The organism is Ruminococcus sp., assembly GCF_024691275.1.
In the GTDB taxonomy this organism is placed as follows: Bacteria; Bacillota; Clostridia; order Oscillospirales; family Ruminococcaceae; genus Ruminococcus.
Window position 1 is genome coordinate 26,665 of the sequence record NZ_JAILNU010000104.1, and the last position, 23,841, is coordinate 50,505.

At 46.5% G+C, this 23,841-nt stretch carries 15 protein-coding genes; 9 read left to right on the top strand and 6 right to left on the bottom strand.

Translation table 11 applies throughout. The features are described 5' to 3' along the window. Positions 1-6: 6 nt before the first annotated feature. Both K6G33_RS12780 and gltB read right to left on the bottom strand, forming a co-directional pair. Positions 7-1,494: a glutamate synthase subunit beta gene (locus K6G33_RS12780; RefSeq protein ID WP_296780150.1), complete on the bottom strand. Its 1,488-nt coding sequence runs from the start codon at positions 1,492-1,494 to the stop codon at positions 7-9. Positions 1,495-1,497: 3 nt separating this feature from the next. Further along, positions 1,498-6,033 (bottom strand): glutamate synthase large subunit, encoded by a 4,536-nt coding sequence (gene gltB / locus K6G33_RS12785; RefSeq protein WP_296780152.1) that lies wholly within the window; start codon positions 6,031-6,033, stop codon positions 1,498-1,500. Between the two features lie 434 nt (positions 6,034-6,467). Between gltB and K6G33_RS12790 the strand changes: the two genes are divergently transcribed. The 4 genes from K6G33_RS12790 to K6G33_RS12805 all read left to right on the top strand — a co-directional run bounded on the left by K6G33_RS12790 (position 6,468) and on the right by K6G33_RS12805 (position 12,905). Further along, on the top strand, positions 6,468-8,252 hold the full coding sequence (locus tag K6G33_RS12790; protein ID WP_296780155.1) for an ammonium transporter: 1,785 nt from the start codon (positions 6,468-6,470) through the stop codon (positions 8,250-8,252). 114 nt (positions 8,253-8,366) lie between these two features. Further along, positions 8,367-9,962 (top strand): CTP synthase, encoded by a 1,596-nt coding sequence (locus K6G33_RS12795; protein ID WP_296780157.1) that lies wholly within the window; start codon positions 8,367-8,369, stop codon positions 9,960-9,962. A gap of 14 nt (positions 9,963-9,976) precedes the next feature. Continuing rightward, positions 9,977-12,064, top strand: coding sequence for a glutamine synthetase III (locus tag K6G33_RS12800; protein ID WP_296780159.1), 2,088 nt, complete (start codon positions 9,977-9,979; stop codon positions 12,062-12,064). 322 nt (positions 12,065-12,386) lie between these two features. After that, positions 12,387-12,905: a nitroreductase gene (locus K6G33_RS12805; protein ID WP_296780161.1), complete on the top strand. Its 519-nt coding sequence runs from the start codon at positions 12,387-12,389 to the stop codon at positions 12,903-12,905. A gap of 53 nt (positions 12,906-12,958) precedes the next feature. Here the strand turns inward: K6G33_RS12805 and K6G33_RS12810 are convergent, their stop codons facing one another. Continuing rightward, a complete protein-coding gene (locus K6G33_RS12810) occupies positions 12,959-14,053 on the bottom strand; it encodes a metallophosphoesterase (protein ID WP_296780164.1) in 1,095 nt (364 codons plus the stop codon). A gap of 551 nt (positions 14,054-14,604) precedes the next feature. On the opposite strand from K6G33_RS12810, the gene K6G33_RS12815 reads away from it, so the two are divergent. The 3 genes from K6G33_RS12815 (at position 14,605) to K6G33_RS12825 (ending at position 19,609) form a co-directional block, all read left to right on the top strand. Then, the gene (locus K6G33_RS12815) at positions 14,605-15,894 is read left to right on the top strand and encodes an O-acetylhomoserine aminocarboxypropyltransferase/cysteine synthase family protein (RefSeq protein WP_296780165.1); all 1,290 of its coding nucleotides are present in this window, start codon (positions 14,605-14,607) and stop codon (positions 15,892-15,894) included. 322 nt (positions 15,895-16,216) lie between these two features. Continuing rightward, positions 16,217-17,113: a helix-turn-helix domain-containing protein gene (locus K6G33_RS12820; protein ID WP_296780167.1), complete on the top strand. Its 897-nt coding sequence runs from the start codon at positions 16,217-16,219 to the stop codon at positions 17,111-17,113. 78 nt (positions 17,114-17,191) lie between these two features. Next, complete coding sequence (locus tag K6G33_RS12825) at positions 17,192-19,609, top strand: glycoside hydrolase family 44 protein (protein WP_296780170.1); 2,418 nt, start codon at positions 17,192-17,194, stop codon at positions 19,607-19,609. Between the two features lie 109 nt (positions 19,610-19,718). On the opposite strand, the gene K6G33_RS12830 is transcribed toward K6G33_RS12825, so the two are convergent. Together K6G33_RS12830 and K6G33_RS12835 are read right to left on the bottom strand one after the other, a co-directional pair. After that, positions 19,719-20,831: a GGDEF domain-containing protein gene (locus K6G33_RS12830; RefSeq protein ID WP_296780171.1), complete on the bottom strand. Its 1,113-nt coding sequence runs from the start codon at positions 20,829-20,831 to the stop codon at positions 19,719-19,721. Between the two features lie 169 nt (positions 20,832-21,000). After that, positions 21,001-21,465, bottom strand: coding sequence for a C-GCAxxG-C-C family protein (locus tag K6G33_RS12835; protein ID WP_296780174.1), 465 nt, complete (start codon positions 21,463-21,465; stop codon positions 21,001-21,003). Positions 21,466-21,680: 215 nt separating this feature from the next. On the opposite strand from K6G33_RS12835, the gene K6G33_RS12840 reads away from it, so the two are divergent. Then, a complete protein-coding gene (locus K6G33_RS12840) occupies positions 21,681-22,373 on the top strand; it encodes a hypothetical protein (RefSeq protein WP_296780176.1) in 693 nt (230 codons plus the stop codon). A 14-nt stretch (positions 22,374-22,387) separates the two neighbouring features. Then, positions 22,388-23,389, top strand: coding sequence for a GGGtGRT protein (locus K6G33_RS12845; RefSeq protein ID WP_296780179.1), 1,002 nt, complete (start codon positions 22,388-22,390; stop codon positions 23,387-23,389). A gap of 264 nt (positions 23,390-23,653) precedes the next feature. Here K6G33_RS12845 and K6G33_RS12850 read toward each other — a convergent pair. After that, positions 23,654-23,841: hypothetical protein (locus K6G33_RS12850; protein WP_296780182.1), on the bottom strand; the 188-nt coding region annotated here is incomplete at its 5' end.

Here is a 23,841-nt window from a genome sequence, read left to right on the forward strand (position 1 = left end):
CCTCCGTTATCCTAAGTTTGTATAACCCATGAGGTATTCATCAACTTCGGAAGCAGCATCGCGTCCTTCACGAATAGCACGAACTACAAGTGACTGACCGATGTGCATATCTCCTGCGGTGAATACTTTTTCAATGCTGGTGGAGTGCTTATTGGATTCGGTCTTAACATTGGTGCGCTGATCGAGTTCGACACCGAATGCTTCGGCGATGTAGCTCTGACAGCCAAGAAATCCTGCTGCTATGAGGCAGAGCTCGCAGGGGATAGTCTCCTCGCTTCCCGCGATCTCACGGGGAACCTTTCTGCCGGTTGCAGCGTCATTGACAAATTCGAGTTTTACGGTCTTTATAGCGGAAAGAGCGCCTTTTTCGTCAGGTATGAACTCTTTTACCGTAGTGCAGTAAATTCTCGGGTCATGGCCGAATACTGCAATAGCTTCTTCCTGACCGTAATCGGTCTTGCAAACTCTCGGGTACTGCGGGAACGGGTTGTTCTCGGCTCTTTCGTCGGGGAGTTTAGGCATCATTTCGAGCTGGATCACCGACTTGCAGCCCTGTCTTACAGCAGTGCCCACGCAGTCATTACCTGTATCGCCGCCGCCGATTATAACAACGTTCTTGTTTTTTGCAGAGATGAATTTACCATCGCTAAGACCCGAATCAAGGAGACTCTTTGTGGTAGCTTTTAGGAAGTCCACAGCGAAGTATATACCCTCGGAGCTGCGGCCCTCAGCCTTTATATCACGGGGATTTGACGAGCCGCAGGCAAGAATAACAGCATCATAGCTGTCGAGGATATCATTTGCGGGAATATCCTTTCCGATGTCAGCGTTTACCTCAAATACAACGCCCTCAGCCTCCATGAGGCTCTTGCGGCGTTCGATGAAGTGTTTTTCCAGCTTCATGTTTGGAATGCCGTACATAAGAAGACCGCCGACTCTGTCGGAGCGCTCGAATACTGTAACGCTGTGACCTCTCTTGTTAAGAGTGTCGGCAGCTGCAAGACCTGAAGGACCCGAACCGATGACAGCAACTTTTTTGCCGCTTCTTACAGCAGGCACATCGGGCTGCATAAGGCCGTTTTCAAAGCCGAATTCGATGATGGAGTTTTCGTTCTCCTTTACGGTTACGGGTGAATCATGGACACCGCAGATGCAAGCTTTTTCGCAGAGTGCGGGGCAGACTCTTGAAGTGAACTCGGGGAAATTATTGGTCATGAGCAGACGCTTTAGCGCCTGCTCCTTCTGACCGTGATACAGCAGCTCATTCCATTCGGGAATGAGGTTGTTCAGCGGACAGCCCGAGATCATTCCGCAGAGCATTTTGCCGTTCTGACAGAATGGGACGCCGCAGTCCATACATCTTGCAGCCTGTTCCTGACGGTCATCGTCCGAGAGCGGAACATGAAATTCGTTGTAATCCTTTATACGCTCTAAAGGTTCTTTGGCGGAGCTGTCTACCCTTTGATATTCGAGAAATCCTGTTGCTTTTCCCATTGCTCACGCCTCCTTTCTGATGAGTTCAAATGCTTCTATTTCAGCCTGTTCGCTGTTGATGCCTGTTTTCATGAGGTCAGCGACTGTAGACTGGATCTTTGCATAGTCATAAGGTATGACTTTTTTGAAGCAAGGCAGATAGTGCTCATAGTCTGCGAGTATCTGCTTAGCTTTTTCCGAGCCTGTAGCAGCAGCGTGTTCTTCGATGATATTTTTCAGTTCAGTGATATCACCTTCGCCGCTGACAGTTTCAAGTGAGACGAGAGCCTTGTTCAGACGGGTATAGAGATCATGTTTTTCATCGAGAACGTAAGCGATACCGCCTGACATACCTGCTGCAAAGTTCTTACCTGTAGGGCCGAGGATAACGACTCTGCCGCCGGTCATATACTCACAGCCGTGGTCGCCCACGCCTTCGCATACAGCAACAGCACCGGAGTTTCTTACGCAGAAGCGTTCGCCTGCGATGCCGTTTATGAAAGCCTTGCCTGATGTAGCTCCGTAGAGAGCAACGTTGCCGACGATGATATTCTCATCAGCCTTAAAGCCCGAGCCCTTTGGAGGGAAGAGGATGAGCTTTCCGCCCGAAAGACCCTTTCCGAAGTAGTCGTTGCTGTCGCCGCAGAGCTCAAGAGTAAGACCCTTTGGAATGAAAGCACCGAAGGACTGTCCGCCGCTACCGCTGCATTTTACGGTATAAGTGTCATCAGCGAGCACGTTCTCGCCGTGGATACGAGTGATCTCAGCTCCGAAGAGTGTACCTAAGGAGCGATCGGTATTTATAACATCAATGGAAACTGTTTTAGGAGTACCGTTTTTGAGAGCACTTCCCAGCTTCTTCATTATAACACGCTTATCCACAGTCTTGTCAAGTTCAAAATCGAAAATATCAGCCTGATCGAAGTGCTGTTTCTCGTTCGGGATCTGTTCTGTGAGGATATTTGAGAAGTCGATATTCTTTTCGGAAGCAGTCTTTTTAGTACAGAGCAGGTCTGTGCGTCCGATAAGTTCATCAACTGTGCGGATACCGAGCTTAGCCATATATTCGCGGAGCTCCTGTGCAACGAAGTGCATGAAGTTCACGATATACTCAGGCTTGCCGCGGAAGCGCTTTCTCAGTTCGGGGTTCTGTGTTGCGATACCCATAGGGCAGGTATCGAGGTTGCAGACTCTCATCATAACGCAGCCCATAGTTACCAGCGGAGCAGTTGCGAAGCCGAATTCCTCAGCGCCTAAGAGAGCTGCTACAAGAACGTCACGTCCTGTCATGAGCTTTCCGTCTGTCTCGATGCGTACACGGGAGCGGAGACCGTTCATCATAAGTGTCTGATGTGCCTCTGCAAGACCGAGCTCCCAAGGGAGGCCTGCATTGTAGATCGAGCTTTTAGGAGCAGCACCTGTACCGCCGTCATATCCTGAAATAAGTATTACCTGTGCGCCTGCTTTAGCAACGCCTGCTGCAACAGTTCCCACACCGGCTTCGGAAACGAGCTTTACGGAGATGCGAGCCTTATCGTTGGCATTTTTAAGGTCATATATGAGCTGTGCAAGGTCTTCGATAGAGTAGATATCGTGGTGAGGAGGTGGTGAGATAAGGCCAACGCCTGCGGTAGAGTGTCTTGTTTTAGCGATCCACGGGTAGACCTTACCTGACGGGAGATGACCGCCTTCGCCCGGCTTTGCGCCCTGAGCCATTTTTATCTGTATCTCGTTAGCTGAAACGAGGTATTCACTTGTTACGCCGAAACGACCCGAAGCGACCTGCTTGATAGCTGAGCAGCGGTTGGACTTTAAGCGCTCAGGGCTTTCACCGCCCTCACCGCTGTTGGATCTTCCGCCGATGCTGTTCATAGCGACAGCCATGCACTCGTGAGCTTCCTGAGAGATCGAACCGTAAGACATCGCGCCAGTCTTGAATCGCTTACAGATGCTCTCAACGGGTTCAACTTCATCAATTGAGATAGCATTGCTTTCGTCGAATTTGAAATCGAGGAGACTTCTCAGTGTTATTTCGTTGTCCTCGCGGGTGATGCAATCGGAATACTTCTTGTAGGTCTCATAATCGCCGTTCCATGCAGCCTGCTGAAGAAGGTGGATAGTTTCGGGAGTATAGAGGTGTTCCGACTTGCCGCTGCGGAGCTTGTGGCTGCCTGCGCTTTTGATATCGCTGCCAACGTGGAGACCCAGCGGATCATATGCAGCAGTGTGGAGCGCTTCTGTACGGTGACTGATATCGGCAAGACCGATACCGCCGATACGGCTTACAGTGCCTGAGAAATACTTGTCTATCAGTTCCTTTGATATGCCCACAGCTTCAAAGAGCTTGCTGCCCTGATAGGACTGGATCGTAGATATACCCATTTTTGAAGCTATCTTTACGATGCCGTGGAGGATAGCGTTGTTGTAATCGTCCTCAGCAGCGTAGAAGTCTTTGTCGAGCGTACCCTCTTCGATGAGACTGCGGATAGTCTCATGAGCGAGATACGGGTTTACAGCGCAGGCACCGTAGCCGAAGAGAGCTGCGAAATGGTGGACTTCACGGGGTTCAGCGCTTTCGAGTATCATTGCAACAGCGGTGCGTTTTTTAGTGGAAACGAGGTGCTGCTGGAGGGCTGAAACTGCAAGAAGTGACGGGATAGGGCAGTGGAACTCGTCAACGTCGCGGTCGGAGAGGATAAGGATATTAGCGCCGTCGCGGTAAGCCTTATCTGTCTCTATGAAGAGCTTCTCGATAGCCTTGTCGAGAGGAGTACCTATATAATAAGTGATCGGGATAACGGCAGTCTTGAGCCCCTTAACGTTCATGCTCTTGATCTTGAGCATATCGGTCTCAGTGAGTATTGGGTTCTCGATCTTGAGAACGCGGCAGTTTTCGGGACATTCTTCGAGGATATTGCCGTCCTTGCCGATATATACGCTCGTATCTGTTACTATTTCCTCGCGTATAGCATCAAAAGGCGGATTTGTTACCTGAGCAAAGAGCTGACGGAAATAGTTGAACAGAGGCGGCTGCTGCTCGTCCAGAGGCGGGAGCGGGATATCGCTGCCCATGGAAGCGATAGGCTCAGCGCCTTTTTCAGCCATAGGGAGAATACTGTTCCTGATGTCCTCATAGGAATAGCCGAATGTCTTCTGGAGCTTTGAAAGCTCGTCGCTGTTGTATGTCTGTACACCCTTATTCGGGATATGGAGCTCGTGAAGACGTATGAGGTTCGCATCGAGCCATTCACCGTAAGGCTGACGGGAAGCGTAAGTGGATTTTATCTCATCGTCCTCTATGATACGACCCAGCTTTGTGTCTGCAAGGAGCATTTTTCCAGGGCGGAGACGATCTTTTTTGATGATCTTTTCAGGCGCGATATCAATGCAGCCTGTTTCTGAGGAGAGAATGAGGTATCCGTCGCTTGTGATGCAGTATCTTGACGGACGGAGACCGTTTCTGTCGAGTACAGCACCCATAACGTCGCCGTCCGAGAAGAGTATAGAAGCAGGACCATCCCAAGGCTCCATCATAGTAGCGTAGTACTGGTAGAAATCGTACTTTGTCTTAGAAATGGTTCTGTCGTTCTTCCACGGCTCTGGGATCGTTATCATAACAGCCAGCGGGAGCGGCATACCTGCCATTACCATAAATTCAAGAGCATTGTCCAGTCTTGCGGAGTCGGAGCCGTTTACATTGATAGCAGGGAGGATCTTGTGCATATCGTTCCTCAGAGCCTCGCAGGTCATGGTCTCCTCACGGGCGAGCATTTTATCGGCATTGCCCGTGATAGTATTTATCTCGCCGTTGTGAACGATAAAGCGGTTTGGGTGAGCCTTCTGCCAGCTTGGATTAGTATTTGTGGAAAAACGTGAATGTACAGTAGCGATAGCTGAGGTAAAGTTAGCGCACTGAAGGTCGGTGTAGAATTTTCTCAGCTCGTCAACGAGGAACATACCCTTATATACAATAGTACGGCTTGAAAGTGAGCAAACGTAAGTATTCTCGTCCGAATGCTCGAATTCACGTCTTGCGATATAGAGCTTGCGGTCGAAATCGAGACCCTTGGGGCATTTTTCGGGACGCTTTACGAATGCCTGCATGATGCAAGGCATACTGTCGAGAGCCTTCTGACCGAGGATATCCTGTACAGTAGGAACTGTACGCCAGAAAATGAGTTCCATGCCGTTCTTTTTAAGAATAACTTCAAAAAGCTTTTTAGCACGGTCACGTTTGAGTCTGCTCTGCGGGAAGAAGAACATACCAACGCCGAAGTCGCCGTTTTTGCCGATGTCATATCCCTGCTTTTTAGCTTCACTTATAAAGAAATCATATGGCATCTGCACAAGTATTCCAACACCGTCGCCTGTTTTGCCTTCGGCATCTTTGCCTGCACGGTGTTCGAGCTTCTCAATGATATTGAGAGCATTTTCAACAACATATCTTGACTGTTTGCCATTGATGTTTACAACTGCACCGATACCGCAGTTGTCGTGTTCAAAACGGGGATCGTAAAGTCCCTGCTGCTCGTATGGAGCTTCTGTTCTGAAATTGTCCATATTATTCACTTGCCTTTCCGATACAGAGCGCCATTGATCTGTATCGCAGAATAAAAAAAGACGTTCGGGCAGACAGATAGTCTGCACAAACGTCATTGTTCTTGGTATTTATCTTATCACTTCAAACTGAAAAAGTCAATAGGTATATCGGCAAAAAGCAGTATTTTGTGAAATTGTACTATTATTTTTTCTTGAATTACGAAAAAATAATATAAAATACTGCCAAAGATGAAAAAAGCTATTGACAAACGGCTGGGAATGGGCTATAATGGCATTGTAAACAGCAAGGGCGCTGCGGATCACGGATCTGCGGCGCTTTATCTTTTTTAAGCGCTTAATTCCATACACAAAGGGGTGTATGATGTGCCGATAAGTGTCGGTATATCGTACACCCCTTTGATATTAATGCTGTATAATATCAAGGAGGTATTTCTATGGACTCTCAGACAATTTTACAACAGGCCATGGACGAAACAAAAGGTCTCGTCTTTGGAGTATGGTTCCTTATAGGCGCTGCGCTCGTATTCTTTATGCAGGCAGGCTTCGCAATGGTGGAGACGGGCTTCACCCGTGCAAAGAATGCAGGCAATATCATTATGAAGAACTTAATGGACTTCTGTATTGGTACAGTAGTTTTCATTCTTATAGGTTTTGGTCTCCTCTTCGGTGAAGACCTTGTCGGTATAATCGGACAGCCTGGATTTGATATATTCACATCTTACGGCACATTCGACTGGTCAAACTTCGTATTCAACCTTGTATTCTGTGCAACAACAGCAACAATTGTTTCAGGAGCAATGGCTGAAAGAACCAAATTCCTTTCTTATTGTGTATACTCAGCTATAATCAGTGCAGTTGTTTATCCGATCGAAGCACACTGGGGCTGGGGCGGCGGCTGGCTCAGCCAGTGGGGCTTCCACGATTTCGCAGGCTCAGCACACATTCACATGGTCGGCGGTATCGCAGCACTCGTAGGTGCAGCTATCCTGGGGCCAAGAATCGGCAAATTTCAGAAAAACAAGAAAGGCGAGATCAAAGTAAACGCTATCCCCGGTCATAACCTTACAATAGGTGCTCTGGGCTGCTTTATCCTCTGGTTCGGCTGGTACGGATTCAACGGTGCAGCTTGTACTTCAATAGACCAGCTCGGTTCAGTATTCCTCACAACAACAGTTGCTCCGGCTATTGCAACAGTTACTTGTATGATATTCACATGGATCAAATACGGCAAGCCGGATGTTTCAATGTGTCTTAACGCATCACTTGCAGGTCTTGTAGGTATCACAGCTCCATGTGATGTAACAGACTGCGTTGGTGCTACAGTCATAGGTGTTGTTTCAGGACTTCTTGTATGCTTCGGCGTATGGTTCCTTGATTATAAGCTTCACATCGACGATCCGGTTGGTGCAGTAGCAGTTCACATGATGAACGGTATCTGGGGAACGATCGCAGTTGGTCTCTTTGCAAATCCAGAGGTACCTGGTTACTCACTTGCTGACCAGAACGGCGATCAGCTTGCAGGACTGTTCTACGGCGGCGGCTTCGGACTCCTTGGCAGACAGCTCACAGGTTTCGTTGCTATCGCATCATTCACAGCAGTAAGCATGGTGATCATATTCATATTAATAAAGAAGACCATCGGACTTCGTGCTTCCGAGCAGGAAGAGATCCTCGGTCTTGACGTAACAGAGCACGGACTTATTTCCTCTTATGCAGATTTCGCACCTGCACTCAGTGATATCTCAATGAAGGGCTACACAAAGGACGACGCTAAGAGCGTTGAAAAGGTACCTGTAGACGAAGCAGTTGAAGTAAAGAACTATTCAGCACCATCGCCTGACGGCAGACCGAAAATGACAAACATTGTTGTTGTATTCAAACAGCAGAAATTACAGGATTTCATAGAAGCTATGGAAGCTATAGATGTAAAGGGAATCACGGTAACGAACGTAATGGGCTGCGGTATGCAGAACGGACAGCGTAACTACTACCGTGGAACTACTGTAGAAATGAACCTCCTCCCGAAGGTAAAGGCAGAGATCGCAGTATGTGCAGTACCTGTTGACAGGGTAGTAGCTGCTGCCAAGTCCGCACTTTACACAGGAAACTACGGCGACGGAAAGATGTTCATTTATGACATAGAGAATGTTATCAAGATACGTACAGGAGAAGAAGGTTACAACGCACTCCATGACTCTGAGGAGTGGGAAAGATCATAAGCTGACCAAGGCATCTGCGGGCAAAATTATATATAATACACCTATATCAATATAATCTCCCAAGCTCCGCAGATCGCCTTTCTCATAAATGTATATCAAGGAGCATAAGTAAAAATGTCAAAGTTCATTTTCGTAACAGGCGGAGTTGTTTCAGGACTCGGCAAGGGAATCACAGCTGCTTCATTGGGCAGACTTCTCAAACAGAGAGGCTACAAGGTCACGATCCAGAAATTTGATCCTTATATCAATGTGGATCCGGGTACCATGTCGCCATTCCAGCACGGAGAAGTTTTCGTTACCGATGACGGAGCTGAGACCGATCTCGACCTCGGACACTATGAGCGTTTCGTTGACGAGAATCTTTCGGTACATTCCAATGTAACTACAGGAAAGATATACTGGAATGTCATCACAAAGGAACGCCGCGGAGATTATCTCGGCGGAACTGTTCAGGTCATACCTCACATTACAAATGAGATCAAGGACAGAGTGTACAGTGCTGCAAAAGATGTGAACGCCGATATCGTAATTACTGAGATAGGCGGAACAGTCGGCGATATCGAGTCAACACCGTTCCTCGAAGCTATCAGGCAGGTAGGAACTGAGCAGGGACGCGAGAATGTATGCTATATCCACGTTACCCTTGTACCGTACATCGCAGGTTCTGAGGAACTCAAATCAAAGCCCACACAACATTCCACAAAGGAACTTCTTTCAATAGGCATACAGCCTGATATCATCGTATGCCGCACCGAAAAGCGGATCCCCGATGATATGGCTGAGAAGATAGCGCTCTTCTGTAATATCCGCAAGGAAGATGTTATACAGAACCTGACGGCGCCGTCATTGTATGAAGTTCCGATATGGCTCGAGAACGAAGGTCTTGCACATTCTGTATGCAGACACCTCGGTATAAAGGATAGCACTCCCGATCTTGAGGAGTGGACGGAGATGGTTCGACGCGCAGAAAATGCGAACAAGACCGTGACCATAGGACTTGTCGGAAAGTATGTGGAGCTTCATGACGCTTACCTTTCGGTAGCTGAGGCGCTTCGTCACGGCGGAATCGTTAATGATTCGGCTGTTGAGATAAAGTGGATAGATTCCGAAACGGTGACACGCGAAAATGCAGCGGAGATATTTGCGGACTGCAATGGACTCATCGTCCCGGGCGGCTTCGGACACAGGGGAGTTGAGGGAATGATAGAATCCATTCGGTATGCCCGTGAGAATAAAGTGCCTTTCTTTGGCATATGTCTCGGAATGCAGATGACTGTCATTGAATATGCACGTAACGTATGCGGACTTACAGGAGCGAATTCAGCAGAATTCGGCGAGACACCGCATCCCGTCATCGACATCATGGAGGAGCAGAAGAATATACACGAAAAAGGCGGCACGATGCGTCTCGGACTTTATCCCTGCAAGCTTGCAGCGGATTCAAAGTGCCGCAGCATTTACGGCGAGGAGCTTATTTATGAGCGTCACCGCCACCGTTACGAATTCAACAATGCATACCGCAAGGTGCTTGCTGAGAACGGACTTAAAATAGCAGGTCTTTCACCTGATGAAAAGCTTGTTGAAATAGTGGAGCTTCCCGACCACCCGTGGTTCGTGGGAGTACAGTTCCACCCTGAATTCAAATCCAGACCGAATAAACCGCAGAAGCTCTTTGCAGACTTTATCAGAGCTTCGCTTGAAAACAAATAATGGAGGTAATTATAATGGAAAAGGTAACTGAGTATTTTGGATCAATGGTATTCGATGAAAGAATAATGAAGGCAACTCTTTCAGAGAAGGTATACAAGTCATTAAAGAGGACAATCGACAGAGGAACACCTCTTGATATATCCGTAGCAAATGCTGTAGCCGCAGCAATGAAGGATTGGGCAATCGAAAAGGGTGCAACTCATTATACCCACTGGTTCCAGCCAATGACAGGTGTAACAGCCGAGAAGCACGACAGCTTCATCACTCCTGCACCCGACGGCAGAGTTATCATGGAGTTCTCGGGCAAGGAGCTTGTAAAGGGTGAGCCTGACGCATCATCGTTCCCATCAGGCGGACTTCGCGCAACATTCGAGGCAAGAGGCTATACGGCATGGGATCCTACTTCCTACGCCTTCATCAAGGACGGCACACTTTATATCCCGACAGCATTCTGCTCATACACAGGCGAAGCACTTGATAAGAAGGTACCGCTTCTCCGTTCAATGGAGGCACTCAACAAGCAGGCGATCCGTGTGCTCAAGCTTTTCGGCAATGACAATGTAAGAAGCGTTCGCACATCAGTAGGACCTGAGCAGGAATACTTCCTTGTAGACCGTGAGATGTACAAAAAGCGTAAGGATCTCGTAATGACAGGCCGTACACTGTTCGGAGCTATGCCTCCGAAGGGTCAGGAAATGGAAGATCACTACTTCGGCTCTATCAAGACAAGAGTTGCAGAATATATGGCAGACCTTGACAAGGAGCTCTGGAAGCTTGGTATCCTTGCAAAGACAAAGCATAACGAAGTTGCTCCTGCACAGCACGAGCTTGCACCTATCTATAAGACCACAAATATTGCTGCTGACCACAACCAGCTCACAATGGAAGTAATGAAGAAAGTCGCAGAGCGTCACGGTCTTGTATGCCTGCTTCACGAGAAGCCGTTTGAAGGCGTAAACGGCTCAGGTAAGCACAACAACTGGTCAATTTCCACAGATACAGGCGTAAACCTTCTCTCACCCGGTGAGACACCATATGAGAATGCACAGTTCCTTCTCTTCCTTGCAGCTGTTATCAAGGCAGTAGATGATTATCAGGATCTTCTCAGACTTTCAGTTGCGACTGCAGGCAACGATCACCGTCTTGGTGCTAACGAAGCTCCTCCAGCGATCATCTCTATCTTCCTCGGTGATGAGCTGACAGCTATCCTTGAAGCTATCGAGAATGATGCTCCATACGGCGGTACAGCAAAGGAAAAGATGAAGCTTGGCGTAGATGTTCTTCCACAGTTCAGCAAGGACACTACTGACAGAAACAGAACTTCGCCTTTTGCATTCACAGGCAACAAGTTCGAGTTCCGTATGCTTGGATCTTCCAACAGTATCTCATGCGCAAACATTCACCTCAACGCAGCTGTTGCAGAGGTGCTCAAGCAGTTCGCAGACGAGCTTGAAAAGTCAACAAACTTCAATGATGACCTTCACGCTCTTATCAAGCGCACTATCAAGGAGCACAAGCGCATCATCTTCAACGGCAACGGTTATGATGATTCATGGATAGAGGAAGCAGAAAAGCGCGGTCTTTCCAACCTGAAGACAACAGCAGACTGTATGCCTAAGATATGCGACAAGAAGAACGTAGATATGCTCACATCACACGGTATCTTCACAGAGGCAGAGATCTATTCACGCTGCGATATCATGCTTGAAAACTATGTTAAGTCAGTAAATATCGAAGCAGCTACCATGATAGATATGGCACGTAAGGAGATAATCCCTGCTGTTGCGAAGTTTGCAGCAGATACAGCATCAGCAGTAGCAGTAAAGAAGAGTGTTTCAGAGGTTGCCTGCAAGTACGAGACAAAGCTTGTTTCAGAGCTTACAGCTCTCATTGATGAAATGGATTCTGCAACAACAGTACTTGAGAGCACAGTTGCAGACCTCAAGAAGATAGATGCTATCATTGACCAGTCTGAATTTGTACGTGACAAGATGATACCTGCAATGGATAAGCTTCGTGCAGCAGCAGACCAGGCAGAGACTATGACAGCTGAGGAATATTATCCATTCCCGGCATACGATCAGCTCCTTTTCGGTGTCTGATAAATAATTATTGAGATCACCAGTTTGACATTGGCTCACTTGATAAAGAGGAAGCTCCCGTTTTTGGGAGCTTCCTTGCGTTGAGCGTTATGTCGGAAAAATTATTTTGTTATTCAGTTAACTTTGAATCTCCGAAAAAAGTAACTTATTAACGTATATTTTGCAATAAAGATACTTGTTTTTGTACATATATTATGCTACAATATATTATAAATTATCTTCGGGAGCGGTATGACCATGCTGAAATGAGCTGCTGTCCGCAAGATGATCTGCAATGCCGCATCTAATATCTATTAATTTTATTTTGAAAAGAGGAAGCAATATGGAAGCTATTGAAAACTTAAAAACAAGAAGAAGCATCAGGAAATTCAAGTCAGACATGATCCCGAAGGAGACGATTGAGAAGATCATTGAAGCAGGTACTTATGCACCAACAGGAATGAATTTGCAGTCACCTGTTATCATCGCAGTTACCAACAAGGAGATACGCGACAGACTGTCAGTGCTCAATGCTTCGGTGTTTGGTTTAGGCAATGACCCGTTTTACGGCGCACCTGTTGTGCTGGTAGTTCTTGCGGAAAAGTCTGCTCCCACATACTTATATGACGGCAGCCTTGTAATGGGCAATCTTATGAATGCAGCACACGCATACGGAATTTCGAGCTGTTGGATACACCGTGCAAAAGAGGAATTTGAATCCGAGGAAGGCAAGGAGATACTCAAAAAGCTCGGCATAGAAGGCGAGTATGAAGGCATCGGAAACTGCATACTCGGATATGCAGACTGTGAAGAGCCTGCTACTGCTCCGAGAAAAAGCAATTATGTATACTGGATAGAATAATACAACAAATATAAAAAGACCGCATTCAATAATTGAATGCGGTTTTTATGTTATTACAGTTGTTTAATATCTATCATCACATATTCCGATTTAGTACCGGTCTTGAACACTATCTGTCCGTCGGAAATACCCGATGTAACGATGAAATCTGTATCCTTGCGTTTTTCGTATCCATAGGTGCGGTCGTTGATGTTGAACCAGTTACAGAGGTACATGATAGGGAAGAGTTGTCCGCCGTGAGTGTGACCCGAAAGCACGAGATCGGCAGCAGTAGCGGCTTCGTTGACGTAATCGTTAGGTTCATGGTCGAGGATAATAATGTATTTCTCGGAGTCTATACCGTGCATTACGTTTACGATATCTTTTCTTTCCTTGAAGGAGCTGTCGTTTCGTCCGACAACATAAAAGCGGTCGTCAACGAGCTCATACCTGTCCAGCATAATATGTACGCCGTTTTCTTTCAGAGCATTTTCGAGATCGGCGGCGGTGAAGTTCCTTTTATTAAAGAAGCCCTCATCATGATTTCCGAAGATATACCACACACCGTACTTGAAGTTAGTCTTGCCGAGAGCCTCACAGGCAGTTAGCATATCCTTCTTTTTTGTCAGGTCGTCGACGAAGTCTCCGGCAATGAACAGAACATCGGCATCTTGTTTTTCGATAGTTTTGATATGTTCAGCGAAGCCTTTTCCGTCGAAAGTAGTACCGATATGGCTGTCAGCTATCAGAGCAATCTTCAGTTCGCCGAGGTTTTTGGTGGTGGTAAGAGAATAATTGGTCTCCCAGACGTTATTACACAGGTAATAGCCGATCGAAAGGTAGACCACAGAGAACGCTACAGCGATATAGCCTTGAAGATTAGGCTTGAATTTATGGCTTGAAAGGCATTTGACAATTTTCATCAGCAATGCCGATAACAAGAATATGAACAGCACATTCATTGATATCATAATAGCATTGAGCGGTGAGAAGATTATAGAAAAAGCTGTAAATGAGAAAACAAAGATCATGAAGGAAATTATGATATTCAACCATCGTTTTCCGTTTGCCAGCTTTTTGACGAAATCAAAGCGTCCTATGCATATCAGCATATAAACGGCTGCCATGAGCAGACCGATAGAACACGTAACAATAGTAAAATACCACATATTTTTTCCCCTTTAAAAATATATAATGTCGCTATAAATGTATAAAGCTACCGGTTATCAGAATAAAACTCTCTTCTTTTTATTATATCATATTACAACAGATTTTTCAAGACCCAAACAGTGATTTTGTTCTAATTTGTATCAATATCTCGTTTCAGAGGGCACTTATCAGAAAAATGACCGATTTTCAGCTTTTTCGTACAAATTAAAGAAACGAACTAATTCTGCATTTAATAAGAAGAAGCGAAATGCTTTATCAGTTATAGGTAAAACCTATAACTTGCTATGGGAATTATGCATTGGACAAATACATAATTCCGATGTATAATATAGACATACCAAACGAAAACAACGAAAGGAGCGGACATAATGGAACAGAAAAAAACTTCTTACGCGCTCGGTTTTCTCCGCTCGATTGTAAAAGGAACAGACCGAATGTGCATAGAGACTCAGCGATGTTGCTGAAAGGAAAGAATAAATCATTGTTAAGCGAACAGATCATTATTAAGTAAATACGAATAAATATTAAAGATAATCAGGAGGAACCAGAAATGGCTAATAATAAATTACATTTTGAGACTTTACAGCTTCACGTAGGACAGGAGCAGGCAGACCCTGCAACAGACGCAAGAGCAGTACCGATATATGCGACTACATCTTACGTTTTCCGCGATTCTCAGCACGCTGCTGACCGCTTCGGTCTGAAGGATGCAGGCAATATCTACGGCAGACTCACAAACTCCACACAGGACGTTTTCGAGAAGCGTATCGCAGCACTTGAAGGTGGAATTGCCGCTCTTGCAACAGCTTCGGGCGCAGCTGCTATCACATACACCATTCAGGCACTCGCTAAGGCAGGGGAGAACATTGTTGCTTCCAAGACGATCTACGGCGGAACTTACAATCTTCTTGCACATACACTTCCGCTTTACGGCATAACAACAAAGTTTGTTGATCCTGAGGACGATGCAGCATTTGAAGCTGCTATCGACGAGAACACAAAGGCTCTCTACATTGAGACTCTCGGCAATCCTAATTCAAATGCTATTGACATTGAGAAGATCGCAAAGATTGCTCATGCTCACAATATCCCACTGGTAGTTGATAACACATTTGCAACTCCATATCTTGTACGTCCGATCGAGTACGGTGCAGATATCGTAGTACACTCCGCAACAAAGTTCATCGGCGGTCACGGTACAGCTATCGGCGGTGTTATCGTTGACAGCGGCAATTACGACTGGTCAAAGTCTGGACGCTATCCATGGATATCCGAGCCAAATCCAAGCTATCACGGCGTAAGCTTCACAGCGGCAGCAGGTGCGGCAGCATTCGCAGTATATATCCGTGCTATTCTTCTCCGTGACACAGGCGCAACGATTTCGCCGTTCCACGCATTCATCTTCTTACAGGGACTTGAGACACTTTCACTTCGTGTTGAGCGTCATACAGAAAACGCAAAGAAGATCGTTGAATTCCTCGCAAATCACCCACAGGTAGAAGCAGTTCATCATCCATCGCTCAGCAGCGAGCCGAGCCATGAGGTATACAAGAAGTACTTCCCGAATGGCGGCGGAAGCATCTTTACATTCGATGTAAAGGGCACAGAGGACGATGCAAAGAAATTCATTGACAATCTTGATATATTCTCGCTTCTTGCAAACGTTGCAGACGTTAAGTCGCTCGTTATTCACCCTGCATCAACAACACATTCACAGCTCACAGAAGCAGAGCTTGCAGAGCAGGGCATCAAGCCAAACACGATTCGTCTGTCCATTGGTACAGAGCACATTGACGACCTTATCGCAGCACTTGAGGGAGCATTTGCTGCAATAAAGTAAACCTAAAAAAGCTGAATTCATAAAATATATGCCTTAAAGTACATCTTGAAAGCCGTTCGGGACACATATCCTGAACGGCTTTTGACTTTTTGGCAAAAATAAGGCGGGAGTTGTAAAAAATATCGCACTTCATTTGTTGGTTGAGTTAACATATTCTACATACAAAGAACAGGTTATTGACAGCTGATTAATTGATCTGAAAATATAGAACAGTGAACGAATTCAACCAATGGTTGTATTTTATCTATTTTTATTCGCTTGTATTCTACCGAAGGTTGTGGTAGAATGTAAATGTAAAGTAAACATGGAGCGGAGGTGCATTATGGACAAAAACAGCGTTTTCAGAACGAACCTTGTTAAGCGCAGAAAGGCACTGGGGCTTACACAGGAACAACTGGCAGCGCGGCTGAACGTTTCTCCGCAGGCTGTATCAAAATGGGAGAATTCGAGCTATCCTGACGGAGAGCTCATTCCGAAGCTTGCAAAGGAGCTGAACACATCACTTGATTCACTTTTTGGGGTAAAGGTTATGGACAGTGAGCGTGACATCGAACAGATTATAAATGATGAAATGCGTTCGACTCCCGCGGAAAAGCGTTCTGAGAAGTTCATGAAGATAATGTACACTGCACTGTGTGCCTGCAACCCCAATACCGATACAGTCGGCAGGCTTCGTGAAAGTTTTGAGCACGAGACTTTTGCGGCGCTGAAGACTGATCGGGAACTGGCAGTATCACGCCTTAGCAGCGATCTCAGGTATTTTTGTTTTCTGGAGATACCCGAAAACGGCGTAAATTCCTACTTTGGCGATACTACCAATATGGTACGGCTGTTCAATACTCTTGCGGACGATGATGCTATAAAGATAATAAGCTACCTGGGAGCGAGTGTGCGCAATAAGATGTTTTCGGCTGAGATGATCTCCGAAAAACTCGATATTCCTCTTGAAAAGGTGCAGCACGTCATCGACCGCCTTGACCGTTTCGGACTTGTATGGAGAATGTCGGCGAATATCTCGGGAAGTTCCGTGATACTATACGGCTATACACACCAGATACTTCTCGCGCTTATTCTGGTGATGGCGAAGTCGATAACCAACTATCTTCAGTATATGGATCCGAACGTAGAGGAGTGGACGCAGGGAGCGTTCAGGCGTGAAAACGGCGAGCAGGACGAGGTAGTCCCGCAGGTCCCGTGGTGGGGAGAAGGCGAACTTTAGGCATAAGCAGCATGAGCTGCACAGAAAGGAAAAAAGCTGTCTGAGGAGTTAAAGGCGGCAAAAGCAGGAGGAAAAAACATGAAAAAAACAGCAGCACTTTTAGCAGCCTGTGTCGTATCGGGCTGCGCGGTAACTGCTCCGATGAGCAGGATACCTGAGAACACGGCAAATGCGGCAGGCGGCTATGATATGAACATCACAGTCGATATGAAAGGCGAGCGCAAGGAGATCTCTCCGCTCATTTATGGCGTGAACTCATATACAGCAAAGCTCAAGGACGTAAAGGCAACGGCTGTACGTCAGGGCGGAAACAGAATGACAGCGTACAACTGGGAGACAAACGCTTCAAACGCAGGTTCCGACTGGAAATACAGCTCAGACGACAATCTTTCATCATCTGATGATCCTGCTGACTGTGTACAGCAGCTTTCAAAGGACGCAGCAAAGTACGGAGTAAACTACAAGCTCACCACGATTCAGCTTGCAGGCTATGTTTCGGCAGATAAGAAGGGCACAGTCACAGAGGAGGAAAAGGCACCTTCCGATCGCTGGAACAAGGTAGTACTCACAAAGGGTTCGGCATTTGACGAAACACCGAACCTCACAGACGGTGTAGTATACATGGACGAGTATGTGAACTACATCATCAAAAAGCTTGGCGATTCGCAGTCCGCAACAGGTATACAGGGCTACAGCCTTGACAACGAGCCTGTTCTCTGGAACGATACTCACAGCAGAATGCACCCCGAGCCTGTAACCATTGAGGAGCTGAGCAAAAAGTCTATCGAGATGGCAAAGGCAGTAAAGAAGCTTGATCCAAAGGCTGAGGTATTCGGACCGGCACTGTACGGATACACAGCTTACGATCACCTTGATGACGACGCTCAGCATGACGAGTGGGAGAAGGTTAAGGCAAAGAACAACTACCACTGGTATCTTGACAGCTATCTTGATGATATGCACAAGGCATCTGAGGAGTGCGGCACAAGGCTTCTTGATGTACTTGATATCCACTATTACTCCGAGTCTGCAAGAAAGGGCATAGAGGACAGATTACAGTCGGTTCGTACACTGTATGAAGAAGGATTCTCCGAAAACAGCTGGATCGGTGAGTATTGCATGGAGAACGTACCGATAATTCCGACAATAAAGAAGTCCATCGACAAGTACTATCCGGGCACAAAGCTTGGTATCTCGGAGTACAATTTCGGCGGCGGAGATGACGCATCAGGCACTATCGCGCAGGCAGAGGCACTTGGCTGCTATGCGGATCAGGGCGTATACTTCGCAACATTATGGGGAGGCGAGCCATATATACTCGCAGGCATTGATCTCTACACAAACTATGACGGCAAGGGCGGCAGCTTCGGCGATACGCTTATCCCTGCAAAGACAGAGGACGTATCAAAGTCGAGCACATATGCAGCTGTAAACGCTGACGATGATTCAAAGGTAACAGTAATGGTGACAAATAAAAACAGAACCATGAGCGAGAATGCTGTTATCGACATCAAGAATTCCGTCAAGGACTACAAGTCGGCAGCGGTGTATGCTATATACGGCGATACAGAGCAGATAAAGCTTATCGACATCATTAAGGACGTTAAGAATAATCAGGTAAAGACAGAGCTTCCGGCGTTCTCGGCAGCAATGGTAGTAGTATCGGAAAAGGCAGATGCTTTCGACGGACTCAAGACATATGAAGAGACAAAGACAGATGTTGTGACAAAGGAATTCAAGGATATAGAAGCTATGACAAATGACAAGGGCTTTGTAACAGTTCCGATAGAAGACGCAAAGCATCTGTCAAAGATCGTGATAAACGGTAAAGTGACATCGAGTGCAGGTTCGAGCTGGGCAACAGCAGGCTGTGCAGTATGTATGAACGCAGTATCCAAGAGCGGAGAAGGCTTCTGGACATACAAGGATTTCAGTCTTACGCTTGCAAACGGCACTACAACAGTAAAGTTTGACGGCATACTCACAAAGTCCACAGGTGAGGGCGCTGACAAGGTATCGGAGGATCTTGAAGCGACCATTTCCGACGGCAAGGTAGAGCTCCAGAAGTGGTGGGACGCTGCTGAAAAGACAGACGACACTGTATCGCTGAAGTATACAAGCGTACAGGTGGTATATGAGTATCCACAGGGCGAAGGTCCTTCCGTTGGCACAACAACTACAACGACATCGAAGACAACAACGACCTCGGCAACAACTACGACAACTACAACAAGTGTTCCGGCGGCAAATGTATCATACGGTGATGCAAACTGTGACGGCAGCGTTGACATGGGAGATGTCGTACTTATCATGCAGGCGCTTGCAAATCCGGATAAGTATGGTCTGAAAGGTTCCGACAAGAATCATATCACAGATAAGGGCACTGCGAATGCAGACTGCTGCAATGTAGGCGACGGCATGACAACAAATGACGCACTTGCGATCCAGCAGTATCTGCTCAAGCTGGTCAAGGTTCTTCCGACAGAAATGAAGTAAAGGAATAGGTTCCCTCTTATCCCTTTATATATCCCTCTCTTTCAAAAAAGGACTTCCGAGGCGGAGGTCCTTTTTAAATTAAAAAAGCTCCCGAAAGGGAGCTTTGAGATCAGTCTGTGGACTCTGTGTGGTTTTTTCCGTTATTTTTTCCTTTATACAAGCGTTTATCAGCATGAGTGATAACGCTGTCAATCTTATCTGTAGGGATACCCTCGCTTACGCCGAAAGTCATAGTAACGCCGAACATACAGTCATCAATTTCAAAAGTATGGGCTCTGAGGGACTTGTGAATCTTTTCGGTAAAAGCCACACCCTCATCGACGTTTGATTCGGGAATGATGAACAGGAATTCCTCACCGCCCCATCGTGCAGCGTAACCGCCGTCGGGGATAGTACTGATGAGCAGATTTGAGATATAAACGAGCACCTTATCACCGGTATCGTGTCCGTAAGTATCGTTTATTTTCTTGAAGTTGTCGATATCTCCGATGCCGATGACGTATTTGCTTTGAGGAGTAGCGCTGTTTCTGCGTATAGCCCTGATGTTCTCATTCATGGCACGTCGGTTGTAGAGATTCGTGAGCGGGTCGATGGAGGCGAGCTTTTTGAAGGTCTCGCGCTGATCAATGAGCTGGAACTCCATGAATTCACGGTGGAGCATATAAGCTATGGACGTGAACGCAAGAACAAAAGAGGCGATAAAAATGTTTGCCATATGTAAAGCCTTCATAAAGCTTTCGTCATCAAAATGATATTTGAAGTTGCTTTCATCGACGAGGTGTATTTTAAGGTGGATATAAGTGAACATTGCGATGAAAGTCACAATGAACGGGATATAGAACCTTTGGCTTTGTGTCAGGAACGTTGCGGGAATAAGCAGCAGTATGAACATTGCGAAATCAGGAGTCCAGCCGAGCAGATGAGTAGCATAAGCGGCGTGGGCGATAATTTCGAGATCGGCTGCATAAAGCAGCAAATTCCGTTCGTTTATCACGAAATTTGTCAGTATAAGAAGAACGATGTATATTACGATGCTTGCGATGTTGAAGTACAGCAGCTCCTTTACATGGAGCATCTGGAACATCAGCACGTAAAATATATGAATACACAGGCACCCCGAAAAGCCTATGATATAAACCATTTTTTCGTGTGTTTTGTCAAAGAGCTGCTGGTGATCTGCAACGAAATCACGCAATATTTCGGAGCTCTTTCGGAAACCCATAGACACATCACTTCCCTTCATTATATAAGAAATAAGCTTGATGTCAATGTTACATACAATATATTATATATCAGATCGGCAATGATTGCAATAAACAAATTGTTAAGAATATGCGAAGAATGTATACTTTTTACCAAAAAGGCGGAAAAGCTTACGGGAGTGAGAAATATTAATTATGAGCTGGATTTTCGGAAATATATTTGTCAAGGATCTCTGCGGCAGTTCTGACGAATTTTACGCAGGGTCTGACTTTGTAGTACTGTTCGGTGCGCTTGTCGGGTTCTGGAGTGCTTGTGACCTTCAGACCGCTGAGAAGCTCACGGCAGATGATAGAATCGTGTTTTTCCTTGAACTGAGAAGCGAGCAGCTGGATACGCTTATAGTGCTCTGTCTTATCCTCGTGGGACGAGTCCTCCGCAGGGCCGTATAATATACCGGCGATCATGAACATAGCGGAGCAGGTGCCGCACACTTCGCGCATACGTCCCATACCGCCGCCGAATGAAGAGGAAAGTCTGATAGCGAGTTCTCTGTCAAGACCTGTAACGTCAGAAAATGCGGCAAGAACTGCCTGAGCGCAGTTCAGCCCGTCTGCGAAAAGCTGACAGGCAGTGTCAGCGTGATTATGATCCATAAAAATACCTCTTTTTTAGAACTGATGTAAGAAATATTATATAATAAAAACTCCGAAAAATCAAGCCGTAATGAAAAATAAGCGCAGATATGAGTTAGATAAGTCTAACAGTAATGATATTACTACCTCTTGATTAAAAGCGGAAAATGTTGTATAATGTTAAAGTATGCAAGGACAGTTATTCGGCTGCCTGAAAACCGAAAGGAGTATTTACAATGATTTATTCGCACGAAGTTGAAACAATGTGCCCTATCGCACAGGGCGTTGCTCACGGCGCTGCTCCGATACCTGAGGAAGCAAAGTGGGTCAAGGCTAAGGAGATCAAGGATATTTCCGGATTTACACACGGTATTGGCTGGTGTGCACCACAGCAGGGTACCTGCAAGCTCACACTCAATGTTAAGGAAGGCGTTATCCAGGAAGCTCTCGTTGAGACTATCGGATGCTCTGGTATGACACATTCTGCTGCTATGGCAGCTGAGATCCTCCCTGGCAGAACAATTCTTGAGGCTCTCAACACAGACCTTGTTTGTGACGCTATCAATACAGCAATGAGAGAACTCTTCCTCCAGATCGTATACGGACGTTCACAGTCTGCATTCTCTGAGGGCGGTCTTGTTATCGGTGCAGGTCTTGAGGACCTTGGAAAGGGACTCCGTTCACAGATCGGTACAACATACGGTACACTCAAGAAGGGTCCACGTTACCTCGAACTCACAGACGGCTATATCACAGGTCTTGCTCTTAACGAGGACGACGAGATCATCGGCTACAAGTTTATCAACTTTGGTAAGATGATGGACTTTATCAAGGCTGGCGATGATGCAAACACAGCATTCCAGAAGGCTCAGGGCCAGTACGGCAGAGTTGACGATGCTGTAAAGATCGTTGATCCAAGAAAAGACTAAGGAGGACTTGTAAAATGGCTTTATTTGAATCATATGAGAGACGTGAGAAGCAGATTCTCGCTGTTCTTAAAGAATACGGCATCAACTCTATCGAGGAGTGTGCTGATGTATGCAAGGCTAAGGGTCTTGATATCTACAAGATGGTTGAAGGCATTCAGCCTATCTGTTTTGAAAATGCAAAGTGGGCTTACACAGTAGGCTGCGCTATCGCTATAAAGAAGGGCTGCACAAGAGCTGCTGACGCTGCTGCTGCAATCGGTGAAGGCCTCCAGGCTTTCTGCATCCCCGGTTCTGTTGCTGACAGACGTAAGGTTGGTCTCGGCCACGGTAACCTCGGTAAGATGCTCCTTGAAGAAGATACTGAGTGCTTCGCATTCCTCGCAGGCCACGAGTCATTCGCAGCTGCTGAGGGCGCTATCAAGATCGCTCTCAACGCAAACAAAGTCCGCGTCAAGCCCCTTAGAGTTATACTCAACGGTCTCGGCAAAGACGCTGCCATGATCATCTCCAGGATCAACGGATTCACCTATGTTCAGACAGCTTTTGATCCTTACACAGAATCTGTTACGATCGTAAAAGAAACTCCTTATTCAAAAGGCCCGAGAGCAGCTGTAAGGTGCTACGGCGCTGACAACGTTCCCGAGGGCGTTGCTATTATGAAGATGGAGAACGTAGGCGTTTCGATCACAGGAAACTCCACAAACCCGACAAGGTTCCAGCATCCTGTTGCAGGCACTTATAAAAAGTGGTGCGTCGAGAACGGCGTCAAGTACTTCTCAGTTGCATCCGGCGGCGGCACGGGCAGAACACTTCACCCGGACAACATGGCTGCAGGACCTTCCTCCTACGGTATGACCGACACAATGGGCAGGATGCACAGTGACGCTCAGTTCGCAGGTTCTTCTTCAGTTCCGGCTCACGTCGAGATGATGGGTCTCATCGGCGCTGGAAACAACCCGATGGTCGGTATGACAGTTGCTTGCGCAGTTGCTGTTGAAGAGGCTATGAAGAAATAAGCTTTAAGTTAAAGTGTCAGGCGGTTTTTGAACGGCCCGAATTTTAATGATAAGCGCACGTCGTTTCGATTAAGAGAAATGGCGTGCGCTTCTTTTTGACGGTGAGAAAGCGTTGTTTATCTGACTTAACAGAAACTTCCTTACAGCGGCGAAGCTATAAAGGGGCAATTGTTATTGGTCTGCCTCGCATGCGGAACTGTGCTGAATATAAAAAAGGCCGGATCGACCGGCCTTGCTTACAGTTGGCAGATTGATCGGCATTGATCAATATCCGCGCTGCTTCTGTTTAATGCTTTCGATGATGTCCCTGTGTCTCTTCACATAGATGAAGTTCAGTATCACGAAGATGAGGGCGATATCGTTGAATATAGCGGCAAACACGATCATTCCGATCGAGCCGGCTCTTGCTCTCGACATCTCAATGTCACGGTCAGCTGTGCTGATGTAGTTAT

Bases quoted from the DNA above. Each gene is read 5' to 3' on its own strand.
- K6G33_RS12830 (WP_296780171.1), bottom strand. From the start codon at position 20,831: ATGGGTTTCCGAAAGAGCTCCGAAATATTGCGTGATTTCGTTGCAGAT.
- K6G33_RS12805 (WP_296780161.1), top strand. From the start codon at position 12,387: ATGGAAGCTATTGAAAACTTAAAAACAAGAAGAAGCATCAGGAAATTC.
- K6G33_RS12780 (WP_296780150.1), bottom strand. From the start codon at position 1,494: ATGGGAAAAGCAACAGGATTTCTCGAATATCAAAGGGTAGACAGCTCC.
- K6G33_RS12810 (WP_296780164.1), bottom strand. From the start codon at position 14,053: ATGTGGTATTTTACTATTGTTACGTGTTCTATCGGTCTGCTCATGGCA.
- gltB (WP_296780152.1), bottom strand. From the start codon at position 6,033: ATGGACAATTTCAGAACAGAAGCTCCATACGAGCAGCAGGGACTTTAC.
- K6G33_RS12790 (WP_296780155.1), top strand. From the start codon at position 6,468: ATGGACTCTCAGACAATTTTACAACAGGCCATGGACGAAACAAAAGGT.
- K6G33_RS12800 (WP_296780159.1), top strand. From the start codon at position 9,977: ATGGAAAAGGTAACTGAGTATTTTGGATCAATGGTATTCGATGAAAGA.
- K6G33_RS12820 (WP_296780167.1), top strand. From the start codon at position 16,217: ATGGACAAAAACAGCGTTTTCAGAACGAACCTTGTTAAGCGCAGAAAG.
- K6G33_RS12840 (WP_296780176.1), top strand. From the start codon at position 21,681: ATGATTTATTCGCACGAAGTTGAAACAATGTGCCCTATCGCACAGGGC.
- K6G33_RS12835 (WP_296780174.1), bottom strand. From the start codon at position 21,465: ATGGATCATAATCACGCTGACACTGCCTGTCAGCTTTTCGCAGACGGG.
- K6G33_RS12795 (WP_296780157.1), top strand. From the start codon at position 8,367: ATGTCAAAGTTCATTTTCGTAACAGGCGGAGTTGTTTCAGGACTCGGC.
- K6G33_RS12825 (WP_296780170.1), top strand. From the start codon at position 17,192: ATGAAAAAAACAGCAGCACTTTTAGCAGCCTGTGTCGTATCGGGCTGC.
- K6G33_RS12815 (WP_296780165.1), top strand. From the start codon at position 14,605: ATGGCTAATAATAAATTACATTTTGAGACTTTACAGCTTCACGTAGGA.
- K6G33_RS12845 (WP_296780179.1), top strand. From the start codon at position 22,388: ATGGCTTTATTTGAATCATATGAGAGACGTGAGAAGCAGATTCTCGCT.